Here is a 23260-nt window from a genome sequence, read left to right on the forward strand (position 1 = left end):
TACACCCAATGCGTCGGCCACCCACACCTCCACCCCGGGCAACGGCACAAGCTGGCGCAGCTCGGCATCACCGCCGCCGACGCCCGCACCGCACGGCCCCGCCGCGTCACCCAGCAAGCCTCATTCGAGACCGGCCTGGACCACGCCCGCTCCTACGCCGCCCAGCACGGACACCTCGCCGTACCCAGAAGCGAGAGCCACGACAGCTACCAGCTCGGATCATGGCTCGCCGACAAACGCAAACGAGCCACCTACGGCAGACTCCCCCGCAACCGCGCCGACGCGCTCAACGCCATTGACCCCTGGTGGAACCCGCCCTGGGGCCTGCCATGGCAAGCCGCTTACCACGCCGTCAAAGCCGAGAACCGCAGCCGCACCCTGAACGCGGCGGCAGGTTTCCCCGGCCTCCCCCCAGACGCCACCAGATGGCTGCTCACCCAATGCATCAACTACGACGACCTCCACTCAGGCCAACGACAACTCCTCACCCATCTCGGCATCACCTCGAAGGACGCGCACGCCGCCCGGCCCCAGCAGGAAACACGCAGGCGCCCTCGAGCCGGCGCCAGCCGCCCACGCCCCACCACCGTCTCGTCATCCATCGACGGCGGCCTGCCCTACGCCCGCTCCTACGCGCACACCCATGACGGCCTCGGCACCGCCCACTACGACACCGAACACAACGGATTCCCCTTGGGCTGGTGGCTGTACGAGCAGCGCAAACGCGCCAACGCCCACGTACGCCGCACCGGCCAACCCTGGCCCCACGAACACGCACTCGCAGCACTCGACCCCTGGTGGAACCCACCCTGGAGAATCAGCTGGCAACACACCTACACCGCTCTCCGCTCCCCCCTCACCGAAGACCAGCACCCGTCAACAAGCCAACGACGCTGGCTCACCACACAGCAGACGAACTGGCACATACTCCACCCCGACCAACGCACGCTCCTGACCGCCATCAGCCTCAACCCCACGAACGAGCGCCTCTCAGCGACCCATCCAAAGTGAGCAGCAACCAAAAGACCTGAACACCCCAGCCACAAACAGCATGAAGCCCCAGGCCCAAGCCACCATTCCGCCTTCATGCCCGCAACCGGCCCTCAACACGCAACTCCCGCAGCGACAACCAGCTATCTGAACATCCCAGCTCAGATAGCTACTAAAAACACATGATCACTGGGCGCGGACATCCAGGACCCGGTGGTCACCCCGGACCGGCTGATGGGCGAGGAGCGGCGTAGCGAGGAGGTGCGGGGGCAGCGGCTGGGGGCGCTCCAGGCGGCGCTCCTGCACACGATGCAGCAGCACAACCTCCAGACGTGCATCACCTTCCACCACCGGACGATAGAGGCTCAGGCTTATGCAAAGGGCCTGGAGCGCGTCGCGGCGAAGCTGCACGCTGACCAGCCGGAACGGTATCCGGCGAAGATCTGGGCGGACTGGCTGTGTGGCGAGCATGTCCCGGAGCGCCGGCGGGGCGTGCTGGGTGAGTTCGGCTCCACCGCCTGGCGTGCGGTGCTTTCGAACTGTCGGGTCCTGGGTGAGGGCGTCGACATCCGGGCGGTGGACAGTGTCGCCCTGTTGGACCCGAAGGGGGCGCCGCACGACATCGTGCAGGCCATCGGGCGTGCTTTGCGGCAGAAGCCGGGGCAAGGGAAGTTGGCCTCTCTGATCGTGCCGGTATTTCTCCAGCCGGGAGAGCAGCCGGAAGATATGTTCACCTCGGGATCGTATCGGCCTTTGGTGAAGGTGCTCGAAGGTCTTCGGGCTCATGATGAAGAGGCCGTGGAATTGCTTGCCATTCCGCAGGAGCCGCAGAAGGATGTGGCGCAGCCGTCCGTGAACATCGGCTCGGCGCCCGAGGAAGGCGAGGAAGAATCCCGTCTGTTGCTCCGTTTCGCGGCTCCGCGTGATCCGGTGATGGTCGCGGACTGGGTCAGCTTCAACGTGATCGACACGGAGAAGCAGGACTGGGCGCGCGGCTGGGCGGCCTTGAAAAAGTTCACTGAGCGTGAGCAGAACGCCCGAGTGCCCTACGGACACCGGGAGGGGGCGTTTCCGCTTGGGACCTGGGTCGCGGAACAGCGAAGGGCGTACGGGGCGGGGCAGATGGCCGGGCTGCGGGCCCGGCGGCTGGAGCAGCTCGGCATGGTGTGGTCCGTCGCGGATGAGCGCTTCCAGGAGAACCTGGAGGCCGCCAAGGCGTACTACGAAGACCACTGGACCCTCTGTGCTCCGAGGTCAGCCGTGGCCCTGGACAGGTCGGTAGGACAGTGGTTGAGCAACCTCCGCCGCGCGGGTGCGCTGGACGGGCACCCGGAGTGGGACACGGCACTCAAGGAGATCGACCCGGACTGGAACCCGCAATGGTCGGCCGAATGGCAACGGCACTACGCCGCGTTGCGGGAGCTGGTCGCCGACGAAGAGGGCCAGGCGGACGTCCTTCCCGGCTTCACGGTCCACGGCATGGACATCGGGAAGTGGCTGGCCCGGCAGCGCAAGTCCGAGGTCTGGCAGGCCCTGACGGACGGGCAGCGCGGACGCCTGGAGCAGCTCGGCATCACACCTCCGCCCCCGGAGCTCCCGATGCCGTCCACGACGCCCTTGGTGGCCTTCGAGCGAGGCGTGGCGGCCCTGGCGCAGTACAAGGCCCGCACGGCCTCGGTGACCGTCCCCAGAACCCACGTAGAGACGGTCGAGGTCGACGGCCAAGAGCACCCCGTCAAGCTCGGAGTCTGGATCATGAATCAGAAGGGACGCCGCGCGAAGTGTCCTGTCCCAGATAACTGTGGGCAGGGCGAGGTTCTGACCTGCGGTGCCTACGGTTGAGTGGGACAGGTCGGCCGTCGATGTCCCGCTCAACCGTAGGCAGCCGCCTCTAGGGTGCTCATCGCGGGAGTCCACTGGTCGGCGCGGAGGTGCCGGGCCCGCCGAGGCCCGGCGCAAGAAGTCGGGGAACCTTCCCCGCTTGCAAGTCCTCTTCCCCGCCTCCCTGGGGGCGTCGCCGAGTTCACCAGTCTGTTCGCGCCCGGCGACGCCCGACGTTTGCGGCGGTCAGGCCGTATGGGAGCGGGTAGAGGTGATCACGACGGATGTGTAGGGCATGGTGGCGTGGCCGCCGAGCATGTCGATCGCAGTCCCGGCGCTGTCCAGGACCTCCGCCATTTTGTCCGCGGAGAGTTGGGTGAGGCCTCCGAGGGTGGGGAGCTGGTCGAGCCACTCCTCTCGGGAGTAGGTGCGCTCCCAGGAGAAGCGCCACTGTTCCGGCTCGCTGAACCTGCCGGTCTGCCGGATGCCGTCGGCGATTTTCGCGAACAGTGGCTGGTAGGCGTCCACGGCCGATCCTCTGAGCAGGCCGGGGTTGAACGGGGAATCGGGGGCGACCCGTTGGAGTGTTTCGGCGAGGGCGTCGATCACCTCGGCCGGGAGTTGGGGGACGTGGTGGAAGGGGGCGAGTCGGCCGCCGGGCCGGAGCACCTGGGCCGCCTTGGCCGCGCCGGCGACGGGGTCCACCCAGTGCCAGGCGGTGCCGGCGATGACCGCGTCGAACTGCCGCCCTGCCGGCTGCCAGTCCTCGAACCTGGCGACCTCGACCTCGACACGGCTGCGTCGCGCGAAGGCGGCCATCCGCTCGTCGGGCTCGACACCGAGCACGGTGCAGCCGACCGCCCGGAATTGCCGGGCCTCGATGCCGGTCCCGGCTCCGACGTCGAGGACGTGCCGGCCGGGGCTTGCCGCGACGATCCTGTCCACCAGGGCCTGGGGATACGGCGGTCGGGCGCGGTCGTAGCGTTCGGCGTCCACTCCGAACGACTCGGCCGTCTGTCGGTGGCGGTGGGGCTCGGGGCCGGACTTGTCCGGCTGTCCCTGCGATAAAGTGGGCATGCGCCCACACTAATGGGCGGTTGCCCACTTGTTAAGGCGGGGCGGCGCGGAAAGGGAGACAATGCCGTCAGGGGTGCACATCCACAACGTGCGCGGCCAGTTGTTCGAAGCCGCCGAGCGCGTCCTGCTTCGGGACGGGCCCGACGCGTTGACCAGCCGGGCGGTCACGGAGGAGGCGAACTGCGCCAAGGGTGTGCTGCACCGGCACTTCACCGACTTCGACGCTTTCCTGGCGGAACTGGTCCTCGACCGCGTCCGCGGCATCGAGGACCGGACCACGACTCTGCGCGCGGCCGCCGGCACCGGGAGCGTGGTGGACAACCTCTCCGACGCGCTGCAGGACCTGTTCGGGCCGGTCACGGTGGCGATCGTCGCGCTCATCACCTTCCGTGACGGCCTCCGCGCCCGGTTGCGCGAGGCCGGTCTGACCGGCATCCCGCTGGCCGTGCAGGGCGCCGCCATGATCGCCGCATACCTCACTGCCGAGCGGGAGCTGGGGCGTCTGGCCGGTGACGCCGACATCGACACGCTCGCCCCCACCCTCGTCGGGGCCGGGCACCTGCTGTTCGCCGACCGGACAAGCGCCCCACCGCAGACCGCCGCAGTCCGCAAGATGGTGACCACCGTCATCGCCGGCGCCTTGCGACCACCCCAGTCGTGACCTGAGCGTCCAGGTCGCGTGTCGCCCCCCCCTGCCCCCGGATCTGGTAGGCCTCCGTAGCTGCCCCAGGCTAAGCACTTGGACGTGGCCGGGGTCCGGCTGCTGGAGCTGGGTGCGGGCAAGTCGGATCACCAGCCGCATGGGGGCAAGGCGCGGGTCCTCGCCGATCCGGTTGGGCATCCCATCTGCTTCAGCCTGCGCTGATTGCCGGATTCACGAGGCCCTCGACCTGTCTGACTGTGGCCTCGATGGTTGTGCTGAGCCATGTGCGGCTGGTGCCTCGCAGGGGCGCTTGCAGCGGGAAGCGGCGGTGGAATTCGGCGATGGCCCGGGTGACGACGAGGAGGTCGTCACTGAGGATCGATCGCCTCCAGTGATCTGATGCGAACAGGCTGATCAGCGTGATGTGTTCGGGGTATCCAGCGGCTTCCAGCCATGGGGCCTTTTTGTCCGGCTCGACGGTGGGTGCCTTGACCACGACCAGGTCGTGGAGGAGTTCGGCGCGGTGGGTGAGCCGGTAGTGGCGGTGGGCCAGACCGCTCCAGAGCTTGCCGGTGGCGACGTAGCAGGCGTCGATGTGAGTCGGGTCGTATCGCTGTCGGAGTCGCCAGTAGTGGCGTTGAGCGCGAATGACGTCGGGGGTTCGGGACAGGTCAAGTTGCTGTTCGGGGGCGAGGACGTTCTTGCCGATCCAGAGGTTGTGGCGGATGCAGACTTCGTCGTGGATTGAGGCCCAGACCTGGGCGGGCAGCGTCGAACCGGTGCGGGCGACGACGCAGCGGCGGCAGGCCCAGCGAAGCACGTGGTCGGGGGCCGGGACATGTGTTTCCGTCGTGGATGACGCATCGTCCGTGCGGAGGTCGGGGATGGCTTCGGCCAGGGTCTTCCGAGACTGGCCGCTGAGGACGCAGAGGGTGTCGAGGCTGGTGAGACGGGAGTCCAGCCAGCGTGAAGGAGAGCGCAGCCGGGCCAGCGGGACGTGGTTCGCCAGGGCCAGCCGGTTCCAGTAGGACGATTCGCACTCGCCGGGGAACGGCGGCAGCGTGATGGGCAGCGGGCGGATGAGTGCCGGGCGGAACGTCATTGTTCAGCCGGTGCGGGGCAGAGAGGCGGTGCGTCCACGGGCGGAGGACTCACTGCTGTGGTCGATGCGAATGTTCTTGACCGTGGTCCGGGTGATGCACTCGGTGCTGTCCAGGATTGCGGAGATCGCCGCCGCCCGGATGAGGTGGGAGAGGCTTCCGATCATGCCGCCCGTGCGCTGGTGCAGGTGTTTCGCCATCTTCACCAGGGTGTTCGGCTCGTGGCGGTGGAGGCGGAGGGTGCTTTCCATGGAGGCGATCAGGGACCGCCACTCTGCGTTGAGAGGGAAGGGACCGGTGCGGATGAGGACGCAGCGGCCGGCGAGCTGCTTGCCGCGGATGCCGGTGAACAGCCCGGACTGTTCGACGTTGATGCCAGCATAGACAAAGGTCGCGGGCAGATGCTCGGTGAAGTACTTCAGGTGGTCGGAGAGGTCTTCACCGGCGATGGTGGCGTGGTTGAGCAGGTGAATTTCGTCGACCAGGACCAGATCCGTGCGGGCCTCGATCAGCACCTGGCAGACCGCACTGGTGACGCCGATGGTGTTGTGCCTCGGGCCGATCACGGGCAGGCCGAGGAACCGGGCGAACTCCATGGCGAGTTTGCGCGGGGAGCCCTTGGGCGGGGCGGTGATGTAGACGACCGGGATGCGGTCGCTGCCCGGATAGCGCTGCCGGACGCGCAGTTCATGTAGGCGGCCGAGCTGCTTGAGCGCAGTGGTTTTCCCGGTGGTCCACTCGCCGGAGACGATGAGTCCGCGGCGGTCGCCGTGCTCGCGCTGGTTGAGCAGGGTCAGCAGCCGTCCCTGGTGGGCGATGTCCTTGACCGTGGACGTGCGCACGACCTGGAGTTCGGAGTGGTAGGCGATGCGGGCCTCGTCATAGGCGTCCCGCATCGGCGGTCTCAGGGCCTGCCACTGCTGTTCGGGCAGCAGGTCGAAGACAGCCGGGTCTTCTTCGACGAACCGGCGCCAGCCCTCCAGCCGTGTCGACGGGTCCGTGCGGTCCTCGCCAGGCTCCGGTACTTCCTCGCCGTCCAGGTTCGGTGCGTTCACCACCACCTTTCGGCCTCCTTGCGTGCGTCGAAGATCTCCAGCGGGATCACGTCGGCGAGTTCGTCCTCGTCCGTCTCCACCGATTCGGCAATGGGCTCGGCGGCCGGCTCGTCCGGCCGGGGCCAGGAAGGCTCGGCGGTGGCCCGGGTGCGGGCGGCGACCTTGCGGTCCCGGCCGCTGCGGCGCGATGCGCGGGACGGTTCCGCGGGTGCGTCCTTCGGGCCGTCGGCAGCGCGGTCCAGCAGGGCGACGGCGGCCTGGGCGATCTCCTCTTCGGTCGCCGGGTCGGTGCCGCGCTGGGCCAGGACGCGGCGGGCGTGGTCCCAGGCGAGCTCGCCCATCGGCATCGGGGCAGTACGAAGGTGCCGCCAGATCACGGTGATCCAGCCGCCCTCGCGGTGGTTGCGTACCCAGACGCGGGAGATGTCGTAGGGGTCGTAGTGGACCTCCCAGCTCCGCCCGTCCGGGCCGGCTCCGGACGGCTGGCGGCGGAGCGGGTTCAACTCCGCGCTGTCGTAGGTGCGGTGACCCAGACGGATGCCGTAGGAGTTGATCCGCCGCCGACAGCGGGGCAGCAGCTCGATGTACTCGTCCGGGCTGAGCGGGACCGGGACGTGCCCGGCCGCCGCGACCAGGGCGGCGTACTTCTCGTTCGGAGTCAGCGCCTTTCCGGGCATCAGCGGGTCCCGCAGCCCGTCGTGGGGCCGGTTCTGCCAGTGGACGATCCATTCCTGGAGCAGTTCTTGAAGCTGGTGGATTGTCCAGAGGGCTTCCGCGGCAGGATCGGTGCCCCGGTGTTCGGTGCTGCGTCCCTTGTAACCGGGAAGGTGCTGGACGAACATCGTCGCCACCGAGCCCAGCATCGTCTCGATGTGCGGTTTGTCCGTCGGCGTGTCGGGATGAGCGGGCTGGAAGGAGATCCCCAGCGACTGACAGGCCGAGCGGAACGTGTCGGAGATGTAGGCCCTGCCGCGGTCGCAGACGATCGTCTCTGGCGTGATCACGGGGACGGCTGCCGCCTGGGCCAGACGTTCGTCCAGCGCCGTGAGTGAGGCGTGTGGCAGGACCGAGCGGGACATCCGCAGGGCGTCCGCCCAGCCGGGCCGCATCGGTTCCGGCGTCATCGCCCGCGCCAGCAGCAACGCTGCGTCCACTGCTTTCGTCGACGGCCTCAGCACCGCAGCGGCCAGCGTGCGGGTGGCGATGTCGATGATGCCGGTCAGCTCGACGGTGTCCACCGTGCCGTCATCGTGAACGACCAGCACGTCCAGAGGAGTCGAGTCGATCTCCATCACCTCGCCCGGCCGGACCGCCGTGAGCTGGCCGAACATGCCGTCCGGCTGCTTGGCCAGCGAACGGCGGGTGCGGGCCGAGCCCAGCGTGTGCCGCCCGGAGCTCACCGCCTTCAGCAGCCGGTAGAACGCCGTGCGCGACGGCAACAGCACCACCCCAGGACCGTGTTCGGTCTCCAGAAGGCGTTCCATCCGGCGCCGCAGCACCTGCGCGGAGACCGTGGACCGGCCCGTCTGATCCTCCACGACCTTCCGCAGCGCCTCGACCACCCGCCGGTCGGCGCGGCTCGTGCCGTCCGAGGCTGCCCGCAGCCGCGGGTCGACCAGGCCCAGCACTCCTTCGTTCTCGAAGCGGCACCGCATCCTCTGGATCAGCGCCAGCGACGTACTGTGCCCGGCCGCGGCCAGTTCGGCCGCCTTGGCCAGCTCCCGCTGCCGCAGCGACCTCACCGCCGGGTCGTACTCAGACCGCACGGGCCCCTGCGGGTCCTCCAGCGGACGGCCCGTGAGCATCTCCACCAAGTGCCGCTGCCACCACTCGGCCCGCTCCACCGCCTTGGCCGGAAGCCCCACCAGCACCCCGGCCGCCGGGACCACAGTCCGCACCGAGGCCGGTGTGACCACCTTGAAGCCGCTGGAGGACAGCAGGTGGGCCAGCATCACCACGCTCGCCGACTGTGCCTCGTCGACCAGCCGGACAGCGGTCCCCTCCAAGGCTGCCACCATGTGCAGCCGCCCGTCGAACCGGACCACATCACCCACTCGCAGCAGCCGCGGACGCGACGGCACCCTGGCCTCCTTCCCACACCACGGCGAGCCGGACGCGTGTGTCCGCTGACAACAGCCCGGCCTCCAGATCCACGGCCAGGGCCCGGCGCCAGAGCAGATGGAACAGCACCGGCAGCACCACGATCTGATCACCCACCCTCCGGGCCCCGGCCAGCAGCCCACCGCCGTCGGCGAACGCCTCCAGCAAGCGCGCGGCGACCTCCGGGCGGTGCACCCGCGGGTGCCGGTAGCCGGCCAGCCACCGCACGTTCGCCATCAGCACCGCATCCGGCGTCCCCACCCGCACGAAGTCCCAGCCCACCGACCGGCAGGCCGCCGCCGTCACGGTGAACTTCGCCACGTCATCCGGCTCGATCCGCTCGTCCGGACGCACGTCCACCACCAAGCCCGTGCCATCGGCGCGGCGTACGAAGAAGTCCGGCGTGTGCCGCACCCGCTTCCCATCCGGGCCTGCCCAGGACAGCCGAAACGGCTGTGAGGACATGCCCATCACCAGCGGATCGAAATCGAGCAGCATCAGGCGATCGCGCTCCAGCCACGACTCATAGCCCACATGCCCGCCGCACGTCGCCGACCAGTACCAGCCGCACCAATTGCCCTGACCACGAAATGCCGGGAACCGGCGCTCAGGCCGTACCGACTCGAACCGGACCGGCCACAGGCGCCCCAAAGATCCTCGTTCACGGATGCCGGCCGCGCTGACGTACTCCAGATCGACGTTCTCCGCCGACACCTCGTGCACATCCATCCGGGCCTCCGGTACGACGCCGACCAGTCACTTCGACCGTAGAAGCGCGGTGATCGCCGTACCTACACAAGACCGGAACTCTCCGGAACTCGCCTACACATGACCGGGCCCGAGACGCACATGCCTACAGATGAGCAGGACTGCCTACGCATCGCAGAGACAGGACACGAAGCTCACCGCCGACAATCTCGCCGCGCTCGCCGTACTGGGGTTGGAGTGGGCACGGGAAGGTTAAGGAGTGGGCTAAGTTCTTGGTTAAGCAGTATCGAGTCCTGACGTGAAGGTGCAGGGAATGGCATCTGAGGAAGAGCTGTTCGCGTCCGTCGACGCTCTGTTGAACGAGGAGCCGCATCTCCCGCCTCCGGCGGAGCGTGCCCGGCTTCGTGAGGCCGCCGGCATCACCCAGGCCCGCCTCGCGACCGCGTTGAAGACGACGACTCAGTCGGTGAAAAACTGGGAGAACGGCCGCTCGGAGCCGAAGCCGCCGCGCCTGGATGCCTACCAGCGGCTGCTGAACGGGTGGGCCGCGAAGTATCCCGCACACGGTGCAGCCTCGGCTGCCGTGACAGCACCGGCGGCGTCCAGTGAAGCGACCGCGTCCGAGGTGGAGACGGCAGACGCCCCGCAGGCTCCCACGGTTCCAGCCAGGGCACGTCCCGCCACCCGGCCGACCGCGGCATCGCGCCGCCCGGCCGCGAAGAAAATAGCTCAGCCCACAGCCGATCCGCGCTTCCCGCACGGCCCGCTCGCGGTCCTGGACGGCGACGGGTCCGCGTACGGCGTCGACGGCATCGTGCTCGACTGCCCCGCGACCACCGTGGTGGAACTGGTGGAGTGGACGCTGCGCGAGTCCGGGCTCGGGGCTGCGAAGCTCAATCGGTACGGCAAGGACTCCGACCCTCTGATCGTGCTCACCGCCGCGGCCGCCGTGAAGCTCGGGCTGCCGGAGCGCCTGGAGGGCCACGAACAGCGCCGCTCCCTGCGCCTGCCCGAGGACCACCCGGCGGTCAAGCAGGTGGCGAAGGCGAAGTGGCAGCTCACGCAGCGCGGGTTCGGCCCGTGGGCCCGGATCTACCGCAAGGCCCAGGGTCGCGAGCGGCAGTGCGTGCAGCTCGCCATCCTATCCTGGGATGCCCTCGATGAGCGGTCCTGGCCCGGCGTTACGGACATGGAGGCGGCCGACATCGCCCGCGTCCTGGGTGTGTACGCGACCCGGGTCATCACCCCGCGCGGGTCGACGGCCGTGTCCGGGCTGGAGTTGATGACGGCGCTGCGTCCGCCGACGAAAGCCGTGCAGGACCCGGCAACCGGGAACTGGGTGTCCGGCTACAACCCGGGCTCGCTGGGGACGGCCCCGATGGACCCGGCGCCGCCGGAGGCCACCCCGGAGCACCCCGTCGTCGTGAACTCCGGCTGGAAGGGCGGGTTCCTCAACGAGGAGGCGTACCAGTGGGTGCGCTCGGTGGACCTGCTGACAGATGAGGAGTGCACGCTGCCCTTCGCGGTCGGCCTGGACCTCAACACCGCGTTCCTCGCCGCCGCGGCCCGCCTGGTCGTCGGCCTGTCCGCCCCCGACCACTTCCACACCCCGAAGTTCAACCCGAAGATTCCCGGCTCCTGGCTGGTCGACCTGTCCCACATCGAGCTGGACCCGCGCCTGCCCTCACCGTTCACGCCGGACGGCACCCGCCCGACCGGCCCGGCCTGGTACCAGACGCACACCGTCGCCTACGCCCAGGAGCTCGGCTACAACGTGGAGCCGATCGAAGCGTACCTGCGGCGCGAAACCGGGGCGTACCTGGACCCGTGGCACGACCGCCTCAAGACCGCCTACGTCGACACCCTCGCCGACCTCGGCGTTACGAAGGACCTGGACGACCGGGCCTTCCTCGCAGCGATGGAGCGCCCCAAGGACGTCGACCCCGCCCTGGCCGCCGTCCTGTCCGCCATTAAGGCCACGGTCAAGGGCGGCGTCGGCAAGCTCCGCGAGCGCCCGCAGGGCAAGCACTACAAGGATGGCGAGCGGTGGCCGGCCCTGGAACGCCCGACCTGGCGCCCCGACATCCGCGCCGCCGTCATCAGCAAGGCGCGGGTCAACATGCACCGCAAGCTCAACAACATGGTGAAGATGACGGGCCTGTACCCGCTCGCCGTACTCTCCGACTGCGTCGTCTACCCCTCGCCCGGGGAGAGCCCGCTGGACTTCCTGCCGTACGCCGCCTCCGGCAAGCCCCAGCCCGGCGGGTTCCGCCTTGGACCCACGCCCGGCCTGGCGAAGCTGGAGGGCGTCCAGTCGATGCTCTGGGCGGTCGACCTGATGGAGCAGGGCCTCAACCCCGCCCGCCACATCAAGGGCGGCGACGCCGTCCTGGACGAAGGAGAGTAACCGGTGGGAGAGATCGACGACGCAATCGAGCGCGCCGACCGCGAGAGCTTCACCCGCCAGCCGCCCAAGACACTCCAGGCGCGCATCAACTTCCTGATGAAGCAGCTCAAGACGACCAAAGCCGTTGCCCAGGAGATCGGGGTCAGCCAGCGGTCGGTGGAGCGTTACCGCAAGGGCGAACGCAAGCACCCGCCGCAGGCCATCGCCGAACGGATCGACGCGGCCGTACGGGCGCGCTGGCAACCCCAGGTCCGCAGACGCCGCCGGAAGCAGGCCGCCACCGCCATGGGCATCACCGTGGAGACGAGGGCCCGGTTCGGCTACACCGCACCCGTCGGCACGACCGACGACGGACGCTTCCGCCGCCTCACCGTCCACCTCCCCCCGGCCTACGCACAGCGCCTGTTCAACGCCCGCGACACCGGAGCCAGCGACCAGCAGATGCGCGCGATCATCGCCGAAGGATTCAAAGAGATCTACTTCCAAGACAGCGGAGCCCGCGCCATGGGACTCTCCGACGTCACCCTCAACGACATCGACTACCTCGACCTCGACTACTGACCTGGCGCCGGCCGCAAGCCCGGCACCTGCTTGTTGAGCCGAAGCACGATAGTTGTCACAAGCGACGGGATGGGTGGGGAAGCTGTTGCTGGCCGCGGGTGCCTTTCGGGTGACTCCGCTGCAGGGTGAGATGACGCTGTCGTTCCTGGGGCGGATCGCGGACAGGTACGGCCTGACGGTGCGGAGTCTGCTGTCGACGGTTACCGAGGTGGCTGGCCAGCAGGGCGTCGTCGGCGCTCTACAGGGCGACAGTGAGGTGTTCTTGAACGCCGCGGCCCGGGACCGGGTCGCGGCGCTGTGTCGTGTGCCGCAGGTGGGCTTACACCGTGCGTTGCCGGCCTGGACGCGGGAGGAGCCGCTGGGCCCCTCGAAGGAGAGGCCGGCGGCGCGGCTCCACAACGGGGTGGAGACGGTTTCCGCCTGGGGTCCGGCCTGCCCGGGCTGTGTGGCTGCGCGGACCGGTCGCATTGCACCAGCCCGGGTGTACCTGGCGGTGCACCAGCGAGTCTGCCCACGCCACGGGTGCTGGCTGATGAGCGTGCCTGGCAGCGGGGGCCGTGTCGTCGGGTTGGCCGGATGCCCGGAGGTGGTCCAGGCGCAGGAGGATCACCGGAGGCTGCTGCGCCGCTCCCCCGTCGCTGGTTCGGCGTTCGAGGTTGCTGAGGCGGTCACAGCCTGGTGGTGGGCGCAGAAGTGGCCCGAGGAGCGCTTGTGGCCGATGCGGCTGGATGCGGCCATGCCCGCGGGCGAGGATCCGCAGCGGTGGCGGATCCTGGCGCGGGATCTGGTCACCTACCCAGAGACCGTCGCCCTCGCCACGCTTCTGGCCAGCCCGGCCTGGCGGCTCCGTGTCGCTGCTGACGGTGGTGGTCACCTGCCCTACCGGTTGGCTGATGTGCCCTGCGTGCCCAGCGAGCTGGGCCATCGCTTGCGGCGACCGTGGCTCACCGAGCGTCTGGCCGCCTGCACCCACGGACCGCTGTTTGCCTGGACGTACCAGTGCATCCGTGCCAAGGGCGGCAGTGGAGACGACGAACAGCGGCCGTGGCAGGTCCCCTTGGCGCTCCGGCCCCGGCCTCTCGCCGACGTTCTCGCGTGCTACCAGCGTCGGCAGACCGCGGGCACAGAGGGTCTGCCGGCTCAGAAGCGGCTGCGGGGTCACAGCGTGCACGCCGAGGGCGCCTTCGCCGCCGGCCTGGCCCACGCGCGCACCTACGCCTCCCGACACGGCCACCTCGCCACCCACCGTGACACCCGAGTCGGTTCCTTTTCCCTGGGGAAATGGGTGCACAACCAGCAGGCCCATGCCCTGGCCCTGTCTGAAGAAAAGGCCGCCGCCCTGAAGGAGGTGGATCCGTGGTGGAACATTCCCTGGTCGGTGAAGTGGCAGCGCTCCTACTACCGCGCCCGCGACCACGTCACCCGCCACGGTCCCTTCAACGCCGCCGACGGCTTCCCCGACACCCACATGCTGACTGGGGAGTGGCTGTACCTGCAGTGCACCGACTACAGCTCGCTCCACCCCGAACAGCGCCGTCTGCTGGCCGACATCGGCCTCACGGCCCAGGCCGCCGGTAGCGCACGCCCGCGCCGAACGAGCCGGACAGCGGGCATCGATGCGGCTGTTGCCTGTGCGCGCGCCTTCGTCGCCGAACACGGATGCCTGGCCCTGGCCACCAAGAACATCTCGTACCAGGGGTTTGCGCTCGGGAAGTGGCTCAATGCCCAGCGTTGCCTCACCCGCCGCCAGGACGAACCCGGCGCGCACCTCCAGGTGCTCGACGCGATCGACTTGTGGTGGAACCCGCCGTGGCCCTTGGCGTGGCAGCGCACCTGGTACCGGATCCGCGCTTATGCCCGAGACCGGCACCAAGGGGCTGCAGAAGGGGGGCTGGCCGGACGGCAGTGACGGCTGGGCCACGTGGCTGTCCGTACAGTGCACCGGCTACAAGCAGTTGCATCCGCCGCAGCAGCATCTGCTGGCGGAGATCGGCATCACCGCCGAGACCGCCGCCACCCGCCCCCACGAGATCATCGCCCAGCTCTGCGGTACGGGCCCCGGGCTGGCCCACGCGCGCACGTACGCCGCCGCACATGGCCACCTCGCCACGCCCCTGAAAGCTTGTCTTGAGGGGTTTCCGCTGGGCCGGTGGCTGAGCGAACAGCGCCACCAGGCGCGGGAGCACCATCGCAGTACAGGCGGGACATGGCCGGTCAGCACGCTCCTCGCAGCGCTCGACCCCTGGTGGAACCCGACCTGGTCCTTGGAGTGGCAACGCAATTGGAGTCGCGTACGCGAGCGGTCAGAGTCCGCGTCCGCAACCGATGGCGGTGGCGGTGGCGGTGGCGGTGGTACCGGCATTCCCGGCCTTGAGAAGGAGCTGGCCGACTGGCTGAGGCGTCAGTGCACCGACTACGGCACACTCCACCCCGAACAGCACCGCCTGCTGACCAAGATCGGCATCACCGCCGAAACAGCCCGCGCCGCCCAACCACCGGCGTCCCGCTCCGGGCCCGATCTTCTGGACACCGCGCTCGCACACGCCCGCGCTTACGCCGCCGAATACGGCCATATCGCCGCGCCCGCCAGCACCGTCCTCGACGGGTTCCCGCTGGGGAAGTGGCTGGCCTGGCAACGACGACGCGCCCGTCAAGGCCGCCTCTCCCCTACCCGGGCCGAAGCCCTGACCATGATCGATCCGTGGTGGAATCCGGCCTGGCCCCTGCAATGGCAGCAGGCCTACCACCGTCTCCGTACGGCAGCTACGGATGCCGACGGCCTACCGGCCACGAACCTTCCCCGAGGCCTTTGCCGCTGGATCCGTGTCCAGCAGGAGTCCTGGGAGCATCTCCACCCCGGCCAGCAGGACCTCCTGACCGCCCTCGGCATCACACCCCACGCTGTCGTAGGCGAACGCCCCGCCCCGGCCACACGCTCCTACCCCGCCAGCCCCGGACTCGACCACGCACGCGCCTACGCCGCCCAACACGGCCACCTCACCCCGGACAAGCACACCCGACAAGACGGCTTCCCCCTCGGCAGATGGCTGTGCCAGCAACGCCGCAAACAACGCGCCGGCACCCTCTCCACCACCACCGCAACCGCCCTCACCAGCCTCGACCCGTGGTGGAACCCACCCTGGCCCTACACCTGGCACCGCACCTGGCAGCAATACCGAACCGCGATCAGCGGGAACGAGCCCCTCCCCGACACACTCCAACGGTGGGCCAACGTCCAGCGCAGTCAATGGAGCACCCTCCACCCCGGCCAACAACAACTCCTCAGCACCGCCAGCTTCACCGAGGGCTGGAGCAATTCGGACATGAAAGTCTGAAAACGACCAGCGACACCGGTTCGCTGGTTCGCGCCCTTTTGGCCTACTGCACGGGCTTACGATCTATACAGCAGACCGTGACCGACTGTTAGATCGGACGCATGGCTTGCTGCTGTCGGCACGAGTGAGGGGGCGCCTTGGCAACGCTGGGCCACATGAAGGAACGCACGGTTGGTTTTTACGAGGTGGTTGTCCTCAAGGACGACGAAGCCCGACGAATCCCCGAGCTGATGGACTGGGACGGCGCACTCTCGGATCTCTCACGGGCACCTGTCGCAGCCCGGACCTTCGAAGCCGATTCACAGATGGTGGGCACCATCGCCACCTACGACATGCAGGACCATCTGCTCCTGCATCGCGTGAAGGACGCTGGCGAGTGGTTGTCTGTCATGAACTTCGACACAGGAACTCTGCGCGAGCTGGAACAGTCGGCGCAGGAGGGCTACCTGGACACGTCGGTAATCTGCTTCCTTCCCTTCGGCAACGTTGTGGGAATCATGCAGGGAGGTGTGTCGGCGCCGTCGCACAAGGCGCTGGAGACGTGGCTCAACGGGATCCAGATATTCCCTGGCAGACAGCTGCAGATCCGCCCAGTAGTGACGCATTCCGAGGTGGAGAAACTCAAGACCGCCTCTGGCGCGAGCCGGGTAGAAGTGAAGATCATGGCCAACAAGATGGGTGCGCTGAGCGAACGTCGCGGTGGGCTGGCCCGGACGCTCCGTGTAGCCGGGGAATCGTACGGGGAGATCAGTGTGACCATGATCATCTCTGTGCCCAAGAAGAAGGAACTCAGGGAGCACCGTGAGCATCTTCTTGCTGACCTGGAAGAAATCTCCGATGTGGTCACAGGCGCCGAGCGGGCCCGGGCCCGACTGGTCTTCTCCGAGCCGGGCGGGCCGGAGCAGACTCGACTCGTCGAGCTAGTAGAACACAGCATTACGGCTAAAAAGCGCGTACCGGCCACAGATGGCGAAGGTAGGTCAATCCGGATCACGTCAGCGGTGGATGCCATCCTGGGAGCAGCGGCCGAGCATGAGGACGCTTTGCGACTCGCAGTGGATGCCGGGGGCTCGTGACCTGGGCATAGACGAGGGGGGCCTGTGGAGGTACGCGACACCATCGCGGATCGGTGGGCAGAACATCTTTGGATCGACTACCTCGCAGCAGCGCTCGTCCTCTGCGCTCACATTTTGGCGATCCGCACGACCGGGTCAGGAGACTGGCTGTCGTGGATCGACTCGTCGCAGCGAACTGACCTGTATGCCGCTGCTGCTGGTGTGGTGTCAGCTATCGGCGGGCTGAGTGCGATCGCGATCTCCATCTACACCGCGGCGAACGGGGAACGCCTACGCGCTGTCCGACGTCACCATCAAGTGGGTCTCCGGCGAAGCTGGCGCAGTCTGCTGTGCGGCACCGCGCTGGTGTGCGCCCTTCTTCTGAGCGCACTCGCACTCGACAGAAACAAGGACCCCGCATCCGCACGGTTCATCTTCGAATTCGCCATGGCTTTCGCGGCACTACGCTTCTTCCGCCTCATCTGGCTGTTCGACAGGATGATGCAGGTATCAGACGCGGACTCAGCTGAGCCTGCCCCAGTAGTCACACCAGTGCGGGACCCTGACTGGCTGCGTCGACACCAGAACACTTCGTGAATGGCTTCGTTCACTTCTAGGGGCAGCGTTTGTCCACCGGTTTGGGCAGCAGTCGCGGATCTTGAGGCCCGTGAGTGTTCACGAGACATAGCAGCGCGAGCGATGCGCGATGCGTCGCTCGTCGTGCCCGTGAGGGTCACTGCCCGGCGCGTGGCCGGGTGAGTCCGGCTCCCACCTTGGTCAGCATCTGGCCGAGGAGGTGGAGGGCTCGTGCATGTGTTGGCATTCCACGCGGGGTTCCCGTCCAGTAGGCGTCGGTGAGTTCCTCTGTGACCGTGAGAATTCGGTCCTCGTCCTGGGCGGCCAGCACGAGGACGAACCGCACGTAGTCGCCGATGTCGGTGCCCTGGGGATACTGGTGCGTGAAGGTCCGCAGGCGCGGTGTCAGGGCGGGCAGGGTGCGGTCTGTCGGGAAGACGACGGCGAGGCCGGCGAGGGCCAGCCGAACCGCAGGGCATTCGGCCGACCAGCGGGTCAGTAGATCTGGAGTGCGGTCCTGGACCGTGCTGTGGGCCCGGGCCTCGCTGTCGGGATCGCCGTGTGGCGGGGTGGCTGGCCAGGTCTCGGCGAGGTGCCGCTCGGCGACGGTGGCAGCCCTGAAGAGCAGGTCGATGGCTTGGAATCGATGCTGGGCGGGAATCCGGTCGTCGAGGGCGAGGGCCGCGAGCAGGACGAGGCCGTCAGCGGTGGCGGGCTGGCAGGTGTCCTGGTGGAGGATGCCGTTGTAGAAGTCGGCGAGGAAGCTCCGGTCGTCCCAGTAGGGGTCGATCTCTGCGGAGAACAGCATCGCCGCCTGGGGCGGCCTGGGACCCGGCATGCGGTCGGCGATGACGTCCCGGAAGAGCTGCCGGATCGGTGGACCGGCAGCTATCGCGTCGTGCCGTGGCTGCTCGGGGTCGGCGTGCGTATCCATGGCCAGCGCAGCCTACTGGAGCGTCTCGGGCCGACGGCCGGTCGCCTGGTCGGGAGCTGGCAGGGGTGGCCCCGGAGTTTGCAGCGGTTAGCCGGCCTGGGCAGGTTCTTCGGCCCGTGCGCGTGTGCTGGCGAGGCGGTAGGAGTCGGTTCCGGTTTCGATGATGGTGCCGTTGAAGGTGAGGCGGTCGACGATGGCCACGCAGAGGCGGGGGTCGGTGAAGGTCTTGGTCCAGCCGCCGAAGGATTCGTTGGAGGCGATGGCGACGCTGTTCTTCTCCTCGCGTTCGGTCAGGACCTGGAAGAGGAGTTCGGCGCCGCGGCGGTCGAGTTCCATGTAGCCGAGTTCGTCGATGCAGAGGAGGTCGACGCGGCCGTAGCGGGCGATGGTCTTGTTGAGCTGCTTCTCGTCGGCGGCCTCGACCAGCTCGTTCACCAGCTTCGTGGCGAGCGTGTAGCGGACGCGGTAGCCCTTCATGGCGGCCTCGGTGCCCAGAGCGATGAGCATGTGGGACTTGCCGGTGCCGGAATCGCCGATCAGGCAGAGCGGCTGGCTCTTCTTGATCCATTCGCAGCTGGCGAGGGTGTGAATGGTGGCTGCGTCGATGTTGGGGTTGGCGTCGAAGTCGAAGGCCCGCAGGGACTTCTCCCGCGGGAACCCCGCTGCCTTGATTCGTCGTTCCGAGCGGCGGCGGGCCCGGTCGTCGCACTCGGTCATCAGTAGCTCGGCGAGGAAGCCGCGGTAGGTCATCTGGATCCTTCATCGCCCGGTCAGCGATCTCGTTGAACTCGTTGCGGATCGAGGGCAGCCGCAGCAGGCGGCAGGCGGTGTCGATCGCGGCGTCGGCGGCCTGCTCGGTCAAGCCTCGCTGGCGGGGCAGGGTCACTGGGCTTCTCCTTCATGATGGTCGCCGCCGCTGGTGCGGCGGCGTCGGAGCAGTTGGTCATAGGCGGTCACCGACGGCAGCGGCCTGGTGTCCGGCGGGAGGTGCGTGAGCCGCCACTCGTGCAGCGACGTGACGGTGGCCGGCGTCTGCCCCGGAGGCGCCGGGATGGATGCGCCGATGGTTGGCTCGTCCTCAGCCTGGGCGGCCTTGCGGGCCTCCAGGGCGACGGCGTCAGCGGTCAGGGCGCCGGCCCGCAGAGCGGTGGCCAGGCCCGCGACCACGTGCTCGTGGGCGAGGTGCCGGTTCAGCAGCAGGACCTCGATCAGCGCCCGGGTGCCGTCCCGCTCGCCGTGGACCTTGCGGGCCTGGGCCCACCAGGCGTCGTGGACCGGCGTGAACTTGCCCGCGGACCGGGCCTGTTCCAGGGCTGTGGCGCCGGGGAAAGCACCGGGCTTGCGAATGAGGGCTTCAAGATAGTGGTCGAGGTCCAGGCGCAATCCGCTCTTCGCGATCAGCCTCTCGTGCCGGGCCACCTCGACATTCCTGTCGTAAACCACCAGGTGAGAGGCATGCAGGACGACGCGCACCCGCTTGCCGATGAAACGGAGTAGCGGTTGGTTCGGACGTTGATCTGGCTGTAGCGGTCGACCCGTGGCGTGAACAGCCGGCCCGTCTCGAACGGCTCCTGAGGCAGCGGCATCAGCAGCGGCTGCTCGACGGCGAAGTACTCGTCCACGGTCCGAGGCCGCGAGCCGATCCGGCGGTGCCCGTCGTGCAGGTCCCACTGGTCGACCATCTCGTTGAGCTCGGCGAGGGAGTCGACTTCCGGGACCGGGGTGAAGTGGTTGCGGCGGAAGTAGCCGATCATCCCCTCGACGCCGCCCTTCTCGTGGGCGCCTTCGATGCCGGGGCGGCAGTAGAAGCTCTCGATGTTGATCCCCCGTGGGTTCACGAATTCTGAAGGGTGCTCGGGGCGAACCCACGGGTGCTGACCGGAGCTTGGCCCATATGGGCACTGCTGTTCAGGGGGTGGGCGGTCCCTGCTCAGCGGCCGAGGTAGCGACGGCGGACGTGTAGCGAAGGCTGGTCCTGGTGCCGAGAGAGAAGACGTGCGCGAGGTGCAGGGGGTCGGCACCATTGGCCAGGGCTTCTTCGAGGATGCGGTCCTGCCGCAGCCGGTCGACGCCCACTGGCAGTTCCTTGACCAGCCGGTCCATCCAGAATGTGCCCACCGCCGCTGTGGTGGTGGCCGTGTTCCTGCTGATCAGCAGGTGCGGGTTGGTGCTGTTCGGCCAGCGGCGGTGACGGTGGGCGAGGTAGTCGGTGATCGCCTCGGCGGTGTAGTCGTCCAGAGGGCGGTCCAGGCCCTCGGGGTCGAGACGGCGTCCGGGCAGGTCCGCCTCTTCCAGCAGCATCGAGCGGATCCGGCGGGCGGGCAGCGCATGGATGCCAGCCAGGGCGACGACCACGCGAAGAGCCGGGTCCTGCCGGGCGGCCTGGGCGACGAACTCCACCTCGTCCGTGGTGAGCGATGTGGGGATCGTGGTTGCTGGCTTGCCGCCGTTGACGCCGCGCATCGGGTTGGCGAAGACCAGTCGCTCGGCCTTGAGCGTGCGGAACAGCGACCGCAGGGCACTGGCATCGTGGGCGCGATAGGGGCGGTGAGCAAGCCAATTGGTGATGTCGTCCCGCGTGACCTGACGCAGCGTTGTGTATTTTGCAGCGTACTCGGTCAGGAACGGCAGGATGTTCCTCAGATAGGTACCGATCGTGGCCTGGGCTCGGGGGCCTCGGCGAGGAGTCCCGTGCCGAAGGATCTTGACCCAGGTGTCCAGCTCTGCCCGAATGTCCGGGGCGAGGAATGCGAGGTGTTCTGTGCACCAGGCGTCGAGGGCGTCTGGCCGGTCATCGAGGAAGATCTCCAGGTCTTCGAACACTTCCAGGACATGGCTGGCCGGCACTGCGGTGTGGGTGAGCTGGGCGATGGTCGAGGCCCGGATCCGCTCACCCGGCCGGTGGACCGCGCAGAGGATCCGGATGCCGCGTCCCACTGATCCGAGGGTGCGGGGCGGCCAGCCGCGCAGTTCCGCGATCCGGGCGGCCCGGGTGCTCAAGAAGTGGTGCTTTGCTGCTGACGCCGCGCAGGTCGCGGGGTATCTCGAAGAGTGTGAGCTCGGTCCAGTGCGGCGGAACACGGTGCAGCCGCACCTCCGATGGCCCTGACGAGACCGGTCGCGGTGGCGGTCCGCCGCGAGACCGCAGGGTGCCGATGATGAACAGCTGGTGTCCGGTGCGGGCGGCGACCGTCAGGTCAACGCGCGTCTTGTTGCCGGGGCCGGCGATCAGGCCGGCCTGGTGGCGGCAGAGGCGGCAGATCCCGTCCAACGCGGCGACCTCGCGTCGGCAGACGTCGCAGTGGCGGTCGGTCGCTTTCGCGATGAAGCCCCAACATGCCTTGCAGCGGGAGCGGTCGAGTCGGCCCCAGCCCATGCAATCCCGGCAGCTGCGGGTGGCCCAGGGCCGTGATCGCCGGACGGGCGTGCTCACAGCGGCGGCCCCGAACGACCTTGTCGACGCTGGTGGGTGATCGGGGTGCCGCCGACGACCTGCTTCTCCGTCTCCGCTGTCGTGGCTTCCCGCCGACCGGTGCTTTTCTCTGGGATGAGGAGGTCGGCCGGCGTGCAGTTCAGCACGTCGCAGATGATGTCGAGGTCGCCGAGGCGGACGGTCAGCGGCCGTCCGGACCACAGATGGGACATTTTTCCCGCCGAGATCGCCAATCCAGCGTCAGCAAGCAGGCGTTGGAGCTCTGAGGCTTTCCAGATGTCGCGCTGAGCGGCGACCATCCGCAGATTCCACTTCATCGGTTTGTCCCTCCAAAACGTGCGGTGGCGCGTTGACCGGCGCGGATCCAGGCGTCTTCGACGTGGGACTTCTCGACGTGGACGTAGATCATGGTCGTGTTGAGCCATTCGTGTCCGAGCATCTCTTGGATGGCAACGACGTCCATGCCGTTGCGGTAGAGGTCGGAGGCCGCGAAGTGCCGCAGCAGATGCGGCGTGAGCTGGCCGGCCTGATGAGGCAGATACCGGGCGACCGTCTCGGCCAGCCCGCTTCGCAGGGCGTCGTCGGTCACGGGTCTGCTGGAGCCGTCGCCGTAGCGACGCTCGGATGGAAACAGCGGGGCCCGAGGGTCGTTGACCTTGTCGTCGAACTCCCAGCGAGGCCCGGTGATCCACCGTTCCAGCAGGTCGCGGGAGCCGTTGATCAGCGGGACGAGCCGTTCCTTCTTGCCCCGGCCCCGGCTGCCTTTGCCCTTGAGTAGGACTTTACCGAACCGGCCCAAGTCCCAGCGGACATCGCCGATCTGCAACAGGCACAACTCCGATATTCGGGGTCCGATCAGGCTGGCCAGCCGCGAGGCGGTGTAGTTCCTGGCGGCCGGTGCGTACTTGCGAGCCTCTTCCATGTCGGATCGCCAGCCGCCGAAGAGCGTGGCGATCTCGGTTTCCGGCGGCGGGATCCGCAGCCTCCCCGAGGTGCCCCCGCGGGGCCGGTTGACCTCGTCCAGCGGGGATTCGACGACGAAGCCGGTGGCGGCGTGGATGGCTGCCTTGTGGCGGAGTTCGAGGAACTCAAAGAACACCGCGAAGGCAGCCGCCTGGCGGACCTTGGTACCCGAAGCCGAGTCGCGGCGGTGCCGGCCGAAGTAGCGGTCGAGATCCTGAGGCTCCATCTCCCACAGAGGCCGGCCGAACCACTCACGCAGGGCAAGGACGGGTCCGACGTCACCGCGGATGGTGCCGTCCAGGACGCCGGCGGAGGCCCGGGCGAGGACGAACTCGGCCAGCAGATCCTGCTCGAAGGCAGCGACCTCCTCGGCTGCCTCCAACCGGAGTTCCGGCCGTAGATCGCGCACGACAGCCAATGCCATCCCGGTCCTCCTCTTCAGCTATCCGACGACTCTGCTGCAACAGCCGAGAATACTTCAGGATTTCCGAGAAGTGAGCAC

21 protein-coding genes and 1 pseudogene are annotated in these 23260 nt (G+C 68.3%); 10 read left to right on the top strand and 12 right to left on the bottom strand.

From position 1 onward, the window contains the following. Window positions 1-66: 66 nt before the first annotated feature. Window positions 67-1011: a helicase associated domain-containing protein gene (locus ACIOMQ_RS37415; protein ID WP_402192302.1), complete on the top strand. Its 945-nt coding sequence runs from the start codon at window positions 67-69 to the stop codon at window positions 1009-1011. A gap of 192 nt (window positions 1012-1203) precedes the next feature. Next, the gene (locus ACIOMQ_RS37420) at window positions 1204-2832 is read left to right on the top strand and encodes a Helicase associated domain protein (RefSeq protein WP_402192201.1); all 1629 of its coding nucleotides are present in this window, start codon (window positions 1204-1206) and stop codon (window positions 2830-2832) included. Window positions 2833-3057: 225 nt separating this feature from the next. Here ACIOMQ_RS37420 and ACIOMQ_RS37425 read toward each other — a convergent pair whose 3' ends face one another. Next, window positions 3058-3888, bottom strand: a complete 831-nt coding sequence (locus ACIOMQ_RS37425; RefSeq protein ID WP_401936793.1) for a class I SAM-dependent methyltransferase — start codon at window positions 3886-3888, stop codon at window positions 3058-3060. 73 nt (window positions 3889-3961) lie between these two features. Between ACIOMQ_RS37425 and ACIOMQ_RS37430 the strand changes: the two genes are divergently transcribed. Both ACIOMQ_RS37430 and ACIOMQ_RS37435 read left to right on the top strand, forming a co-directional pair. After that, window positions 3962-4549, top strand: a complete 588-nt coding sequence (locus tag ACIOMQ_RS37430) for a TetR/AcrR family transcriptional regulator (protein ID WP_093760531.1) — start codon at window positions 3962-3964, stop codon at window positions 4547-4549. Window positions 4550-4633: 84 nt separating this feature from the next. After that, window positions 4634-4753, top strand: a complete 120-nt coding sequence (locus ACIOMQ_RS37435) for a VOC family protein (RefSeq protein WP_401937491.1) — start codon at window positions 4634-4636, stop codon at window positions 4751-4753. Here ACIOMQ_RS37435 and ACIOMQ_RS37440 read toward each other — a convergent pair. From ACIOMQ_RS37440 to ACIOMQ_RS37455, 4 genes are read right to left on the bottom strand one after another with little or no spacing between them, the layout of a single operon-like run. Beyond that, on the bottom strand, window positions 4740-5633 hold the full coding sequence (locus ACIOMQ_RS37440; protein ID WP_401936796.1) for a hypothetical protein: 894 nt from the start codon (window positions 5631-5633) through the stop codon (window positions 4740-4742). The two genes, ACIOMQ_RS37435 and ACIOMQ_RS37440, sit on opposite strands and share 14 nt — an antisense overlap. 3 nt (window positions 5634-5636) lie before the next feature. Next, window positions 5637-6689 carry a TniB family NTP-binding protein gene (locus tag ACIOMQ_RS37445; protein WP_402192204.1) on the bottom strand — a complete coding sequence of 351 codons (1053 nt, stop codon included), beginning with the start codon at window positions 6687-6689 and terminating at the stop codon, window positions 5637-5639. After that, the gene (locus tag ACIOMQ_RS37450) at window positions 6683-8767 is read right to left on the bottom strand and encodes a Mu transposase C-terminal domain-containing protein (protein WP_402192206.1); all 2085 of its coding nucleotides are present in this window, start codon (window positions 8765-8767) and stop codon (window positions 6683-6685) included. Before ACIOMQ_RS37450 ends, ACIOMQ_RS37445 begins: the two co-directional genes overlap by 7 nt. Continuing rightward, window positions 8733-9515 carry a TnsA-like heteromeric transposase endonuclease subunit gene (locus ACIOMQ_RS37455; RefSeq protein ID WP_402192209.1) on the bottom strand — a complete coding sequence of 261 codons (783 nt, stop codon included), beginning with the start codon at window positions 9513-9515 and terminating at the stop codon, window positions 8733-8735. The genes ACIOMQ_RS37450 and ACIOMQ_RS37455 overlap by 35 nt, the downstream gene beginning before the upstream one ends. Window positions 9516-9807: 292 nt before the next feature. Between ACIOMQ_RS37455 and tap the strand changes: the two genes are divergently transcribed. The 6 genes from tap to ACIOMQ_RS37485 all read left to right on the top strand — a co-directional run bounded on the left by tap (window position 9808) and on the right by ACIOMQ_RS37485 (window position 17449). Then, window positions 9808-11901 (top strand): telomere-associated protein Tap, encoded by a 2094-nt coding sequence (gene tap / locus ACIOMQ_RS37460; RefSeq protein WP_402192212.1) that lies wholly within the window; start codon window positions 9808-9810, stop codon window positions 11899-11901. Between the two features lie 3 nt (window positions 11902-11904). Continuing rightward, a complete protein-coding gene (gene tpg / locus ACIOMQ_RS37465; RefSeq protein WP_402192215.1) occupies window positions 11905-12462 on the top strand; it encodes a telomere-protecting terminal protein Tpg in 558 nt (185 codons plus the stop codon). A gap of 73 nt (window positions 12463-12535) precedes the next feature. Continuing rightward, on the top strand, window positions 12536-14371 hold the full coding sequence (locus ACIOMQ_RS37470) for a Helicase associated domain protein (protein ID WP_402192217.1): 1836 nt from the start codon (window positions 12536-12538) through the stop codon (window positions 14369-14371). Beyond that, complete coding sequence (locus ACIOMQ_RS37475) at window positions 14316-15797, top strand: helicase associated domain-containing protein (RefSeq protein WP_402192220.1); 1482 nt, start codon at window positions 14316-14318, stop codon at window positions 15795-15797. Before ACIOMQ_RS37470 ends, ACIOMQ_RS37475 begins: the two co-directional genes overlap by 56 nt. Before the next feature lie 155 nt (window positions 15798-15952). Beyond that, entirely contained in the window at window positions 15953-16873 is a 921-nt protein-coding gene (locus tag ACIOMQ_RS37480) for a hypothetical protein (RefSeq protein ID WP_402192223.1), read from the top strand. A gap of 24 nt (window positions 16874-16897) precedes the next feature. Next, window positions 16898-17449 (top strand): hypothetical protein, encoded by a 552-nt coding sequence (locus tag ACIOMQ_RS37485; protein ID WP_401271589.1) that lies wholly within the window; start codon window positions 16898-16900, stop codon window positions 17447-17449. Window positions 17450-17585: 136 nt separating this feature from the next. On the opposite strand, the gene ACIOMQ_RS37490 is transcribed toward ACIOMQ_RS37485, so the two are convergent. The 7 genes and pseudogenes from ACIOMQ_RS37490 to ACIOMQ_RS37520 form a co-directional block, all read right to left on the bottom strand. Beyond that, window positions 17586-18362, bottom strand: a complete 777-nt coding sequence (locus tag ACIOMQ_RS37490; protein ID WP_402192225.1) for a hypothetical protein — start codon at window positions 18360-18362, stop codon at window positions 17586-17588. A gap of 87 nt (window positions 18363-18449) precedes the next feature. Beyond that, window positions 18450-19248, bottom strand: a pseudogene (gene istB, locus ACIOMQ_RS37495) (IS21-like element helper ATPase IstB). Further along, complete coding sequence (locus tag ACIOMQ_RS37500; RefSeq protein WP_402192228.1) at window positions 19245-19781, bottom strand: hypothetical protein; 537 nt, start codon at window positions 19779-19781, stop codon at window positions 19245-19247. Before ACIOMQ_RS37500 ends, istB begins: the two are co-directional and overlap by 4 nt. Next, window positions 19760-20200, bottom strand: a complete 441-nt coding sequence (locus tag ACIOMQ_RS37505; protein ID WP_402192230.1) for a hypothetical protein — start codon at window positions 20198-20200, stop codon at window positions 19760-19762. The genes ACIOMQ_RS37500 and ACIOMQ_RS37505 overlap by 22 nt, the downstream gene beginning before the upstream one ends. 70 nt (window positions 20201-20270) lie before the next feature. Then, a complete protein-coding gene (locus ACIOMQ_RS37510) occupies window positions 20271-21362 on the bottom strand; it encodes a hypothetical protein (protein ID WP_402192233.1) in 1092 nt (363 codons plus the stop codon). Window positions 21363-21791: 429 nt separating this feature from the next. Then, entirely contained in the window at window positions 21792-22112 is a 321-nt protein-coding gene (locus ACIOMQ_RS37515) for a helix-turn-helix domain-containing protein (protein WP_402192235.1), read from the bottom strand. Then, window positions 22109-23182, bottom strand: coding sequence for a tyrosine-type recombinase/integrase (locus tag ACIOMQ_RS37520; protein ID WP_402192238.1), 1074 nt, complete (start codon window positions 23180-23182; stop codon window positions 22109-22111). The genes ACIOMQ_RS37515 and ACIOMQ_RS37520 overlap by 4 nt, the downstream gene beginning before the upstream one ends. Window positions 23183-23260 lie beyond the last annotated feature (78 nt).

The organism is Streptomyces sp. NPDC087845, assembly GCF_044742755.1.
GTDB lineage: Bacteria > Actinomycetota > Actinomycetes > Streptomycetales > Streptomycetaceae > Streptomyces.

What these genes read in the sequence shown, in the direction of transcription:
- tap (WP_402192212.1), top strand. Translation starts at nt 9,808, where the DNA reads ATGGCATCTGAGGAAGAGCTGTTCGCGTCCGTCGACGCTCTGTTGAAC.
- ACIOMQ_RS37520 (WP_402192238.1), bottom strand. Translation starts at nt 23,182, where the DNA reads ATGGCATTGGCTGTCGTGCGCGATCTACGGCCGGAACTCCGGTTGGAG.
- ACIOMQ_RS37455 (WP_402192209.1), bottom strand. Translation starts at nt 9,515, where the DNA reads ATGGATGTGCACGAGGTGTCGGCGGAGAACGTCGATCTGGAGTACGTC.
- ACIOMQ_RS37490 (WP_402192225.1), bottom strand. Translation starts at nt 18,362, where the DNA reads ATGGATACGCACGCCGACCCCGAGCAGCCACGGCACGACGCGATAGCT.
- ACIOMQ_RS37425 (WP_401936793.1), bottom strand. Translation starts at nt 3,888, where the DNA reads ATGCCCACTTTATCGCAGGGACAGCCGGACAAGTCCGGCCCCGAGCCC.
- ACIOMQ_RS37480 (WP_402192223.1), top strand. Translation starts at nt 15,953, where the DNA reads ATGAAGGAACGCACGGTTGGTTTTTACGAGGTGGTTGTCCTCAAGGAC.
- ACIOMQ_RS37515 (WP_402192235.1), bottom strand. Translation starts at nt 22,112, where the DNA reads ATGAAGTGGAATCTGCGGATGGTCGCCGCTCAGCGCGACATCTGGAAA.
- ACIOMQ_RS37475 (WP_402192220.1), top strand. Translation starts at nt 14,316, where the DNA reads ATGCCCGAGACCGGCACCAAGGGGCTGCAGAAGGGGGGCTGGCCGGAC.
- ACIOMQ_RS37440 (WP_401936796.1), bottom strand. Translation starts at nt 5,633, where the DNA reads ATGACGTTCCGCCCGGCACTCATCCGCCCGCTGCCCATCACGCTGCCG.